This window comes from Sphingomonas arvum, assembly GCF_026013565.1.
In the GTDB taxonomy this organism is placed as follows: Bacteria; Pseudomonadota; Alphaproteobacteria; order Sphingomonadales; family Sphingomonadaceae; genus Sphingomicrobium; species Sphingomicrobium arvum.
The window spans coordinates 786,014-797,453 of record NZ_JAPDOB010000001.1; the positions used below are offsets into that span (position 1 = coordinate 786,014).

Sequence of the window (11,440 nt, forward strand, 5' to 3'; positions counted from 1 at the left end):
TGGTCTCCTCAAGCCTGCGCCTTCAACTCCTCGGCCGCCTGTTCGTCCAACTGCTTCGCGCGGCGGTAAGCGTCGCGGTCGGTGCAGCGGGCGACATAGGCGCTGAACGAAGGGCGCGGCTCCAACATGCCGAACATCAGCATGAAGCCGAGCTGCGAGCTGACGTAGAGATCGGCGGCGCTGAACCGGCCGGTGATGAATTCGCGGTCGCCGAGCATCCGTTCGATACCGCCAATTGCGTCTTCCCAGCAACCATGGCCGAACATGGCCCGGCGCTCCGGCGGTGGGGTGAAGTCGACCGCCTTCAGGGAGAAGGCCTGCTCCAGCGGCCCGGCGGCGAAGAACAGGAACCGGTAATAGTCGGCCCGGTCCGCGGGCGGGGGAGCGAGCCCGGCCTCCGGGAAGGCGTCGGCAAGATAGGTGCAGATAGCCGCGACCTCCGTCACCACCTTGCCGCTGTGGCGGATCGCGGGAACCTTGCCCATCGGATTGATCGACAGGTAGGGCTCGGCCTTCATGGTCCCGCCGTATCCGAGATATTCGGTGTCGTACGGCGCGCCGACTTCCTCCAGCATCCAGCGGACGATCTGCCCGCGCGACTGCGGGTTGGTGTAGAAGGTAAGGTCGGCCACGATCGTTCTCCCTGTCAGAACAAACAGTGAACTTCTACGCCTCGTCGAGCGCCTGTTCAAGCATCTCCAGCAGCACGCCGAGCGCCTTGATGCGGATGGGGCCGCGCCCGAGCGGGCCGAAATGCTCCTCACGGAGCAGCGTGGCCCGGCCGTGGCGCGCGCAGCCGAAGTGAACCAGCCCTTCCTCCTTGCCGGGCGCAGCGGGTCCCGCGAAGCCGGTCACGGACAGGGCGATGTCGGACTGGCTGTTCTGCAACGCGCCCTCGGCCATGGCGCGGGCCACGGCCGAGGTGACCGCATCGTTGCGGCCGGTCAGGTCCGCAGGAAGACCGAGCATCTGCTGCTTGGCCGTCTCCTCATAGGTGACGAAGCCGCGGTCGAAGCCGTGGCCGGCGCCTTCGACGTCCGTCAGCAGGGAGGCGAGCAGGCCGCCCGTGCAGCTTTCGGCCGTGGCGACCTTGAGCTCCGCCGCGCAGACCCGCTTCATCAGCCGCTCCGCCCTGTCGTCGAGTTCGTCCGGCAGGGCGGGCTGCAGCGTTTCGCTCATCCGCGCTCGCCGGGTGTGGCGGCAGGTGCAGGAGCTGGAACGGGAGCGGCGGTCGGAGCCGCTCCACCGCGTTCGGCCGCGCTGGCGTCGCGGGCCGCGCGGAACTCGCTGTCCGCGCTCCAGTTCGGCCATTGGTTGCCGTTGGCGAGCTGAAGCCCGACCGCGTGGAGCAAGGTGGCATCGGCCGCCATGCCCGAGAAGTCCCAGCTGGGCGAATATTCGTCGTCGGGCTGGTGGTAGCGCTTGTCGACATATTCGCGGCTGATCTGCTCGCCGCGCGCCACGCCGCCATTCTCGAGGTCGAGGCCGGCTTCGAAGCTGACGGCGGGAACGCCCACCTTGGCGAAGGAGAAGTGGTCGGAGCGGTAGAAGCCGCCGGTTTCCGGATGCGGGTCAGGCTTGAAGGTGCGGCCCTCGCGCTGGCCTTCCGCCACGAGCAGGTCGAGCAGGTCGAGGCGGGCGGTGCCGGAGATGGAGAAGTCGCGGGCGCGGCCGAACACGCCCATGGAGTCGGTGTTGAGCACGCCGACCGTCTTCGCCACCGGATAAAGCGGGTTGCGGGCATAATATTCGGAGCCGAGCAGGCCCTTTTCCTCGGCGGTGACGGCGAGGAAGACGATCGAGCGCTCCGGGCGCGGACCGCGGCCGAAGGCGCGCGCCTGCTCGAGGATGTGGCTGATGCCGGTCGCGTTATCGAGGGCGCCGTTATAGATCCGGTCGCCGTTGGCGTCGGGCAGGCCGATGCCAAGGTGATCCCAATGGGCCGAGTAGATCACCGTCTCGTCCGGGCGGGTGCGGCCGGGCAGCACGCCGACCACGTTCTGGGAGGTGATCACCTGCGTCTTCGCGGTGCCGGTGGCGCTGACCGTCGCGCCGAGATCGACCGGGCGGAAGTCGGCGCGGCGGGCGGCGGCCTTGAGCGTGTCGAAGTTCTGGCCGGAGGCGGCGAACAGCTTGCGGGCCGTGTCGAGCGTGATCCAGGTCTCGAACGGCGTATGAGCCGCGGCCGGGTTCTGACGGACGATGTCGAACATTGTGTTGGTGTTCGAATTCTTAACCGTGTTCCAGCCGTAGGAGGCAGGCGCGGTTTCGTGAACGATCATGACGCCGGCGGCGCCGCGCTTGGCGGCTTCCTCGTACTTGTAGGTCCAGCGGCCGTAGTAGGTCATGGCCTTGCCGCCGAACTGGCCGTCGCCGCCCTCGAAGTCGGGGTCGTTGACGAGCACCACGATGACCTTGCCGCGGACGTCCTGGCCCTTGAAGTCGTCCCAGTTGCGCTCCGGGGCGGCGACGCCGTAGCCGGCGAAGACGATGGGGGTGTTGGCGAGGTTGAGGGTGGTCGAGCCGTTTTCGGGCGAGCGGACGGCAATGTCGGTGCCTTGCACCAGGCGGGTCGAGCCGGCGCGGGTGGTGAGGGTGACGGCAGGCTGCGAGACCCAGTCGGACTTGAGCAACGGGACGGGTTGGGTCCAGGTCCGCTTGCCGTTGACGACGGCGCCGCCGGGCTGGACGCCGGCCGCCTTGAACTGGCTGATGAGGTAGTTGACCGTCCTGGTCTCGGCCGGAGTGGCGACGCCGCGGCCTTCGTAGGCGTCGGAGCCGAGCGTCTGGACGTGCTGGCGCAGGCGCTGCGGGCTGAACTGCGTGGTCTGGGCGGCTGCCGGGGCAGCGAGGGCGGTGGCGGCGAGCAGCAGGAAAGCGGGACGAATCACGGGCCGAGCTCCATCACTTATGTGGCGATGGAAGCTCCATGCGACGGGCAGGGCGGCGTGGGAAGGGGGTGGAGGATCTCGGCTAGTGGTGGACCGGCGCGGAAGGCGACAAAGGCGACACCTAGAAGCCTACAGGTCGGGGCCCGGCAGGCGGCGCACCTCGTCGGCCCGGCCGCCTTCCTCGGCCATGACCGACGCACCGAACTCGGCCAGGCGCTGGGACAAGGCCTCGACGATCTCGGCATCGGTGGCGATCGGCTGCAGCTGGGCCAACTGCCGGGCCTGGTGGTCGCCGTAGCGGCCGGGCAGGCCGTGTTCGAGCAGGAACATGGTCAGCCGCTCGCTGAAGTGGCGGCGCTCGCCGACCTGTTCGCCCTGGTAGTAGACGGGCTTGGCGACGCCTTCCACCGCGCGGAGGATGGCGCTGTCCTCGACCTGCTCCAGCCCGGAAACGCGGGCGCGGTCCCAGGCGCGCAGGAAAGCAGCGCCATCCCCTCCCGCCGCCTCCGCCCGCCGCCGCAACCGATAAACCGATTGCCGCCCCATCCCGACCGCCTTGGCCGCGTAGGAGACCACGCCGCACTCCTCCAGCGCCTGGAGAAAAGTGACCTGCTTGTCAGGGGTCCACCCGTCATCGCGCAAGCGGCAGGTGAAGGTGGGATATGGTTCGTCGTCCGAATAGTTCATGAACCGGAGCGGTACAGGATGAAGAAGGTGTAGGAAAGCTTTTTCGCCCAAGCGCAGTGAGGACGCCGCAATGCGGCGCCCGCAACAGCGCGAAGAGAGCGAAAAAGCCGGCCAGCCTGCGCGCGAGCCGTGCAAGCGGCGAGGGCGACAGGACTGACGTCACGGGATTTACTCCCGTGTCGGCTTTTGAACGACAGCAGACTGTCCGCTTTAGCATCGCCAACCACCTAAATAGCCCTATACCAATTAGTCCTGATTTGATTGGATGGGACCGACACAGTTCATGACTCTGGCACAGGCGCTCGCCAAGGCCCGCACCGAGGAAGACGTCAAGGACGCCTATATTTCTGCCCTAGGGCTCAAGGGCGTTTCCAAGAACCTCGTCGACATCCAAACGCAGGAGGTCTGGTTCGAGGCAAAGGCGGTCTCGACGCCGCCGATCGTCATGTTCGCCCAGCTGATGTTCTACATCCGCGCGGCCAAGAAGCGGGGCGAGGCGATCCCGGCTTTCCTTGCCGTCATCGACCGCGACAAGGCGGCGATCATGCCGACCGAAAAGGCGCTTCCGATGCTCGACGACAAGAGCATCGTCTGGCCCAAATCGGGGTCTGGCGCGGGCAAGGAATTGGCGTCGCAGATCGCACCCTACGTCCAGACGCACATCGTCGAATATGAGATTGCGCACGACGAGGCCGCCTTCATCAAGGCGGTGAAGGACGCGATCAAGCAACGCCGCATCATCCGCACGCCGATCACACCCGATAATCTGCGGCAGGTGTTCGACCGCTGGGTGGCGATGGTCGGGGAAGAACTGGGTGTGAAGGCGCAGGCGGATTATGCCGTGCTGTTCTTTGCCGACATCATGCACGACGGCAAGGCGGAGGCAATGAACAACCTGCCGGCGCGGCTGCTGATGACCGCGGCGGGCCCGACCTTCCTCCTCAACGGCGAGACCTATGACCTTGCCAACGACCATGGCTATCGCAATTTCTGGGCGATCTACCACCGCCCGCCCGAACAAAGGCACCGCCATTACCTGCTGGAACGGCGCGACAGCCTGCTCCCCGTCGACGAGCAGAAGTTCAAGGGCGCCTATTACACGCCGCTGCACATCGTCGACAAAGCCTACGACCAGCTGCGCGCCACCTTGGGCGACAACTGGCAGGACCGCTATCTGGTTTGGGACATGTGCGCGGGCGTCGGCAATCTCGAAGCCAAGCACAGCAACCTGCGCAACGTGTTCATGTCGACGCTCGACCAGGCCGACGTGACGATCATGAAGTCGAACCCGGCCTTCGCTGGCGCGGAGATTTTTCAGTACGATTATCTGAACGATGACGTCACGGACTTCGGCGAGATCGACTACAGCTTGTCGGGGAAGGTGCCGATGGCGCTACGTCAGGCCATTGTTGATGCACGCGAAGGCGCGAAGGGCGCGAAGCCACTCCTGGTGCTGATCAATCCTCCGTATGCGGAGAGCGGTTCGGGTATTGGTAAAGGCGACGAGAACAAGATCGGTGTTGAGAAAACGCGCATCAATGGTTGGATGCGCGAGATGAATGTCGGTTATGCGAGTAAGGAATTATTTACCCAATTTCTGGTCCGCATTCGTCATGAGCTACCGACCGCCAAGTTGGCGATGTTCAGCACGCTCAAATACGTGAATGCGCCGAACTTCGAACCGTTTCGACGTGTATGGCAAGCAACCTACCTCGACGGCTTCGTTGTCCACAGTCGCGCTTTCGACGGACTCAAGGGGAACTTCCCCATCGGCTTTCTCGTATGGGACCAAGGGAAACGAGCGCAGCTCGCCGATGTAGCGACCATTGCCTTAAACCGCTCGGGAACGCTTGTTGGTGAGAAGGTCTATGCCGTTCGGCCAGCGTCCTCGTTTTTGAATGTTTGGCTTGCAAAGACTGTTGCTAAAGGCGCTCCAGCCCTGCCGCTTTCCAATGCTCTCACCGTGGCCCGCAATCCTAGAAAGAAGAAGTGGTATGACGGAGCTTTAGGCTATCTCTACGCCAGCAATAATGACATGCAACATGCCGGTCAGGAGACGGTCATCACGTCGTCTATATTCACGGGCGGCAACGGTGGCGGTGCCTATCTTACTAGCGTCAATTTATGGCAGTCTGCCATTGTTTTTAGCGTGCGCCTCCTCGCAAATCACACTTGGCAAAACCACAACGATCAGTTCTTGCAACCTTCTGAGCCTCTGACTGATGAGTTCAAGTCGGACTGCCTTGTTTGGATGTTGTTCGCGGGCAAGAACCTGACCGCTGGGGCCGACGGGCTGCGCTGGAACGATCGCGACTGGTCCCTGGTGAATCACTTCATTCCCTTCACCGAAAACGAGGTCGGCGCGAAGGGCCGGTTCGAGAGCGACTTCATGGTCCGCTACATGGCGGGCATGACCTTCTCGCCGGAAGCGCAGGCGGTACTAGACGAGGGCCGCAAGCTGTGGACGCGCTTCCATGCCACCAGCTTCCCGCGCAAGATCCGTGACGAATACAAGCTTGGGAGACCCGACGCGGGCTGGTACCAAATCCGCCGCGCACTCGAAGCCTATGGCGACACCGAACTGACCGACTTCGACCCATTCAAGACGGCCTATTCTGCACTGACCGCGAAGCTGCGCCCGCAAGTTTACGAGTTTGGCTTCTTGCCCAAGTAGCCCGCCACCGGAATGAACCGCGGGATGCCAGCCCGAACGCCCTTCGACTACGCGCTGCGCGCTCCGCTCAGGACGAGCGCCCCTCGACTGCGCTCGGGACGAACGGGAAGAAGGAACAGCCCACCCCTCGGTCCCCTCCCGCAAGCGGAAGGGGAGGGCCCCTCCACCACTCAGCTGCGCTGAGCGGTCCCCCTCCCCGAGCGAGCTCGGGGAGGAGCTTACTGATCCAAGAACGACCGCATCTTCCGGCTCCGCGACGGATGCTTGAGCTTCCGCAGCGCCTTAGCCTCGATCTGCCGGATACGCTCGCGAGTCACCGAGAACTGCTGCCCGACTTCCTCAAGCGTGTGGTCGGTGTTCATGCCGATGCCGAAGCGCATGCGCAGCACGCGCTCTTCGCGCGGGGTCAGTGACGCCAGGACGCGGGTGACGGTTTCCTTGAGGTTCGCCTGGATCGCGGCGTCGACCGGGATCACCGCGTTCTTGTCCTCGATGAAGTCGCCCAGGTGGCTGTCTTCCTCGTCGCCGATGGGGGTTTCGAGGCTGATCGGCTCCTTGGCGATCTTGAGGACCTTGCGGACCTTTTCGAGCGGCATGGAGACGCGCTCGGCGAGTTCTTCCGGCGTCGCCTCGCGGCCGGTTTCGTGGAGGAACTGGCGGCTGGTGCGGACGAGCTTGTTGATCGTCTCGATCATGTGGACCGGGATGCGGATGGTCCGCGCCTGGTCGGCGATCGAGCGGGTGATCGCCTGCCGGATCCACCAGGTGGCGTAGGTCGAGAACTTGTAGCCGCGGCGGTACTCGAACTTGTCCACCGCCTTCATCAGGCCGATGTTGCCTTCCTGGATGAGGTCCAGGAACTGCAGGCCGCGATTGGTGTATTTCTTGGCGATGGAAATGACGAGGCGCAGGTTGGCCTCGACCATTTCCTTTTTCGCGATGCGGGCTTCGCGCTCGGCCTTCTGGACCTGGTTCACGATCTTGCGGAACTCGGCCAGGTTCATGCCGGTGGCCTGGGCGATCTCGCCGATCTCCACGCGGATGCGGTCGACGCTGTCGCTCTCGGCGGCGACAAAGGCGGCCCATTTCTTGTCGAGCTTGGCGACGCGCGGCAGCCAGCTGTCGTCGAGCTCGTTGCCCATATATTCCTCGAGGAAGCTCTTGCGCGGCACGCGGTGGCGCTCGGCCAGGCGCAGCATCTGCCCGCCGAGCGCGGTCAGGCGCCGGTTGTAGGCGTAGAGCTGCTCCACGAGATACTCGATCTTGGAGCCGTGGAACTGGACGCTCTCGACCTCGGCGGTGAGCTGTTCGGAGAGCTTCTGGTACTTCTTCTCCTCGGCCGGCGGGAAGGCCTGGCCGGACGCCATCGCGTTAAGGCGCTGGTCCTGGAGCTTGGCAAACTTCTTGTAGTGGGCGGTGATGGTGGCGAACTTCTCCAGCGCCTGCGGCTTGAGCTGTTCCTCCATCTGGGCGAGGCTGAGGGTGTTGTCGTCCTCTTCTTCTTCGCCGGACGCGCCTTCGGGCCGGGCGCGGCGCTCGGTGAACTCGTCCTCCTCGTCGGCGGACTGCTCCTCGGCCGGCTCTTCCTCTTCCTTGATGGTCGGGCCGGCGGCGGCGGCGCTGATTTCGCCGTCGCCGTCGCCTTCGGTCTCGGCGGCGTTGATCTGCTCGGCGGTCGGGCCCTTGGACAGCATGGCCTCGAGATCGAGGATCTCGCGCAGCTGCATGCGGCCCTCGTCGAGGGCGGTCGACCATTCGATGATGGCGTTGAAGGTGATCGGGCTTTCGCACAGGCCCCAGATCATCGTGTCGCGACCGGCCTCGATGCGCTTGGCGATGGCGATCTCGCCCTCGCGGCTGAGAAGCTCCACCGCGCCCATCTCGCGCAGGTACATGCGCACGGGGTCGTCCGTGCGGTCGGTCGGCTCCTTCTTGACGGCCGCGGCCGGGCGGGCGCCGCCGTCGTCGAGCGGGTCGACTTCCTCGGTTTCGGGCTCGTCCTCGCGCTCTTCCTCGTCCTCGCCGCCCTCGGCCTGCTCGACGATCTGGACGCCCATGTCGTTGAGCGCGGCCATGACGTCCTCGATCTGCTCGGAGGACATCTGGTCCTGGGGCAGGGCCTCATTGAGCTCGTCATAGGTGATGACACCGCGCTTCTTGGCGCGAGCGATCAGCTTCTTGATCGAGGATTCGTTGAGGTCGAGCAGGGGCGCATCGCCGCCGTCCGGAGTCTCGGTTTCTTGAACTTCTGCCTTAGCCATTATGCCGCCACTTAGTCGCCCGCGGCCAATTCCGCTAGCCGCTTGGTAGTCTCGCCTTGCGCGGCGTGCAGCCGGAGCTGCTCGTCCCACGCTGTTTCGTCGCCGCCCTTCAGCCGTTCGGTCGCATCCGCCAGCGCCTGGGCGATGTCCGCCTGGGCGCCGAGCGTCTCGATGGCCACGCCGAGATCACGCAAGGCGCGCTCGGGATCGCTGTCCGGACGGGTGAAAGTGAAGCTCATGCCGGAACCGCGCCGCCCGTCTCCGAGATAGGTGTAAGCTCCTGCAGCGCGTAATATGGTGGCGATGCCTTCCCGATCAAGCGCTTGGCCGGACAGGGCGGCGTCGAGCAGGCGGTGGCGCACTTGGTCGGCGCTGCGGTCCGCAAACGCGAGGTGCGCGAGCGCCTCGGCATGATCGGCGATGGCGGCGGGGTAGAGGGCGAGCCCGGTAAGGACGGCGCGGGCGGTGGGCTGGTCGATGCCGGCTTCGCCGATCGCGCGGGCAACCGGGCCGGTCGGGGACTCGGGCGGCACGAAGCCGCGGCCCGGCTGCCAGCGACCGCGGCGGTCGGGGCGAGTGGCGGCAGGCGCATGGCGCGGGCGCGGACGAACGGTGAGCTCGGCGAAACGGCCGAGCCATTCCTCGCGGTAGAGCTGGGCAAGCGAGCGGTCGCCGATGGCGCTGGCGTGCTCGACCAGGCGCTGGCGGAGGCCGGCGCGCTCCTCGGGAGTGGATAGGGGCGTGGCGTCGCGCTCGTGGCGCCACAGGCGGTCGACCAGCGGCTCAGGGCTGTCGAGGAGGGCGTCGATTGCGCCGCGGCCGCCGGCCCGGACCAAGTCGTCGGGGTCCTGGCCGGCGGGCAGGGCGACGAAGCGCAGGGTGCGCTCGGGCGCGAGGTGGGGGAGGGCGCGGATCGCGGCGCGGATCGCGGCCTTCTGCCCGGCCGCGTCGCCGTCGAAGCAGAGGATCGGGGCGGGATCGAGCCGCCACAGGAGACCGAGCTGGGCTTCGGTGAGGGCGGTGCCGTTCGGGGCGACCGTCTCGGCGATGCCGGCGCCGTCGAGGCCGATCACGTCCATATAGCCTTCGACCACGATCACGCGGTTGGCCTTGCGGCTGGCCGGGCCGGCGCGGTCGATGTTGTAGAGAGTGCGGCCCTTGTCGAACAGGACGGTCTCGGGGGAGTTCAGGTACTTGGGTTCGCCCGGGCCGAGGATGCGGCCGCCGAAGCCGATCACCCGCCCGCGCTGGTCCCGGATCGGGATCATGACCCGGCCGCGGAAACGGTCGTAGGTTTCCTTCTTCGGTTCGTCGGGGCGGATCAGGAGGCCGCAGTCGACGAGCTTGTCTTGGCCCTGGTCGTTGAGGGCGGCCTTGAGCCGGGCGCGGCCCTCGGGCGCGAAGCCGATACCGAAGCGCTGGATGGTGAGCGGCGAGATGCCGCGGTTCTTCAGGTAGTCGCGGGCGGCAGCGCCTTCGGCGGTCTCAAGCTGCTGCGCGAACCACTGCTGCGCCGCGGCCATGACGTCGTGGAGGGTCGAAGCGCGGTCGGCACGCTCGCGGGCGCGAGGGTCGGGAGCAGGGACCTCCATCCCAGCCTTGGCCGCAAGCTCTTTCACCGCGTCCATGAACGGCAGGCCGCGGCTGTCGGTCAGGAAGCGGATCGCGTCGCCATGCGCCTGGCAGCCGAAGCAATGGTAGAAGCCCTTCTCATCGTTGATGTAGAAGGACGGGGTCTTCTCGTCATGGAACGGGCAGCACGCCTTGTACTCGCGGCCGGCCTTGGTGAGCTTCACGTGCGGGGCGATGACGGACGAGAGCAGCGTGCGGGCGCGCAGTTCATCGAGGAAAGCAGGGGAGAGGCTCACGGAGTGCCGCCTCCTTGCTCGTCCTGAGCGGAGCGTAGCGTAGTCGAAGGGCGTTCTTCGTACGTCAGCGTGGAGCGCCCTTCGACTGCGCGCTTCGCGCTCCGCTCAGGACGAGCGAGCGTGGCGAGCTTCTCGGTGCTGCGGGCGAGTTCGTGTACCCTATCCCAGTCTCTTTCGATCAGCGCTTCCTTCTTGGCTCGAGTCCAACCCTTCAGGCGGCGCTCGAAGGCGAAAGCTTCGTCGCGGCTCGGCAAATACTCGCACCACGCGAGTGTGACCGGTCGGCGCCGCATGGTCCAGTCTGCACCTAAGCCGGCCTGGTGCTCGGCCAGTCGCCTGCCGAGATCGTCGGTATGCCCCGCATAGTAGGACTGGTCAGCGCAGCGGAGGAGATAAACCCAGAAATGCATCTGCCGCGTGGACGCCCTTCGACTGCGCGCTTCGCGCTCCGCTCAGGGCGAGCGAAGCTGCGGCGCAGTTTTCCCGGTCTGTTTGCCCGAGTCTAGCTCAACGCGGCTTTCACCAGCGCGCTGGCGCGGGCGGGTTCGATGTCACTGGGGTGGCGTTCCTTCACGAGGGCCATGACCCGGCCCATGTCCTTCATGCTGGACGCGCCGGTTTCCGCCACGATCGCCGCCACGGCCGCGCGGGCCTCGTCGTCGCTGAGCTGCCTGGGCAGGAAGCGCTCGATGACGGCGATCTCGGCTTCCTCGGTCGCCGCCAGCTCCTCCCGGTTGCCCTTGCGGTAGAGCTCGACCGATTCGCGGCGCTGCTTGATCATCTTCTGGAGCACTTCGGTGACCAGCTGGTCGTCGTCGGCCGGGGCCTTGCCGGTACGCGCCTCGATGTCGCGGTTCTTGAGCGCGCTCTGGATCAGGCGGATGGTGCCGGTGGCGGCCTTGTCGCCGCCCTTCATGGCGGTCACCAGCGCGGCCTTGATGTCGTCTCGGATCATCGCTTCGTCTCGTGAGGGAAAGCGGCCAGCCGTAGCGGCGGTTTTCCGGCCTGACCAGCCGTTGACCGGGTCGCCCGCACTCTCTAGCGGTGGCGACTTAGCGA

9 protein-coding genes are annotated in these 11,440 nt (G+C 65.9%); 1 reads left to right on the plus strand and 8 read right to left on the minus strand.

All coding sequences use genetic code 11. The annotated features are described in order from the left end of the window. Positions 1–8: 8 nt before the first annotated feature. The 4 genes from OMW55_RS03860 to OMW55_RS03875 all read right to left on the minus strand — a co-directional run bounded on the left by OMW55_RS03860 (position 9) and on the right by OMW55_RS03875 (position 3,578). Positions 9–632 carry a glutathione S-transferase family protein gene (locus OMW55_RS03860; RefSeq protein WP_319950652.1) on the minus strand — a complete coding sequence of 208 codons (624 nt, stop codon included), beginning with the start codon at positions 630–632 and terminating at the stop codon, positions 9–11. A 34-nt stretch (positions 633–666) separates the two neighbouring features. Beyond that, positions 667–1,179, minus strand: a complete 513-nt coding sequence (locus OMW55_RS03865; protein ID WP_264880959.1) for a CinA family protein — start codon at positions 1,177–1,179, stop codon at positions 667–669. Beyond that, complete coding sequence (locus OMW55_RS03870; RefSeq protein ID WP_264880960.1) at positions 1,176–2,891, minus strand: M28 family metallopeptidase; 1,716 nt, start codon at positions 2,889–2,891, stop codon at positions 1,176–1,178. The genes OMW55_RS03865 and OMW55_RS03870 overlap by 4 nt, the downstream gene beginning before the upstream one ends. 129 nt (positions 2,892–3,020) lie before the next feature. After that, positions 3,021–3,578: a hypothetical protein gene (locus OMW55_RS03875; protein ID WP_264880962.1), complete on the minus strand. Its 558-nt coding sequence runs from the start codon at positions 3,576–3,578 to the stop codon at positions 3,021–3,023. 283 nt (positions 3,579–3,861) lie between these two features. On the opposite strand from OMW55_RS03875, the gene OMW55_RS03880 reads away from it, so the two are divergent. Further along, positions 3,862–6,252, plus strand: coding sequence for a hypothetical protein (locus OMW55_RS03880; RefSeq protein WP_264880964.1), 2,391 nt, complete (start codon positions 3,862–3,864; stop codon positions 6,250–6,252). A 218-nt stretch (positions 6,253–6,470) separates the two neighbouring features. Here OMW55_RS03880 and rpoD read toward each other — a convergent pair whose 3' ends face one another. From rpoD to OMW55_RS03900, 4 genes are all read right to left on the minus strand, one after another. Then, entirely contained in the window at positions 6,471–8,513 is a 2,043-nt protein-coding gene (rpoD, locus tag OMW55_RS03885; protein ID WP_264880966.1) for an RNA polymerase sigma factor RpoD, read from the minus strand. An 11-nt stretch (positions 8,514–8,524) separates the two neighbouring features. Continuing rightward, positions 8,525–10,381 carry a DNA primase gene (dnaG, locus tag OMW55_RS03890; protein WP_264880967.1) on the minus strand — a complete coding sequence of 619 codons (1,857 nt, stop codon included), beginning with the start codon at positions 10,379–10,381 and terminating at the stop codon, positions 8,525–8,527. After that, a complete protein-coding gene (locus tag OMW55_RS03895; RefSeq protein ID WP_264880968.1) occupies positions 10,378–10,791 on the minus strand; it encodes a GIY-YIG nuclease family protein in 414 nt (137 codons plus the stop codon). Before OMW55_RS03895 ends, dnaG begins: the two co-directional genes overlap by 4 nt. Before the next feature lie 92 nt (positions 10,792–10,883). After that, complete coding sequence (locus OMW55_RS03900) at positions 10,884–11,336, minus strand: GatB/YqeY domain-containing protein (RefSeq protein WP_264880970.1); 453 nt, start codon at positions 11,334–11,336, stop codon at positions 10,884–10,886. Positions 11,337–11,440: the final 104 nt, after the last annotated feature.

Excerpts from the sequence above, each read along its gene's own strand:
- OMW55_RS03865 (WP_264880959.1), bottom strand. The coding sequence starts at position 1,179 with ATGAGCGAAACGCTGCAGCCCGCCCTGCCGGACGAACTCGACGACAGG.
- OMW55_RS03875 (WP_264880962.1), bottom strand. The coding sequence starts at position 3,578 with ATGAACTATTCGGACGACGAACCATATCCCACCTTCACCTGCCGCTTG.
- OMW55_RS03880 (WP_264880964.1), top strand. The coding sequence starts at position 3,862 with ATGACTCTGGCACAGGCGCTCGCCAAGGCCCGCACCGAGGAAGACGTC.
- rpoD (WP_264880966.1), bottom strand. The coding sequence starts at position 8,513 with ATGGCTAAGGCAGAAGTTCAAGAAACCGAGACTCCGGACGGCGGCGAT.
- OMW55_RS03895 (WP_264880968.1), bottom strand. The coding sequence starts at position 10,791 with ATGCATTTCTGGGTTTATCTCCTCCGCTGCGCTGACCAGTCCTACTAT.
- OMW55_RS03900 (WP_264880970.1), bottom strand. The coding sequence starts at position 11,336 with ATGATCCGAGACGACATCAAGGCCGCGCTGGTGACCGCCATGAAGGGC.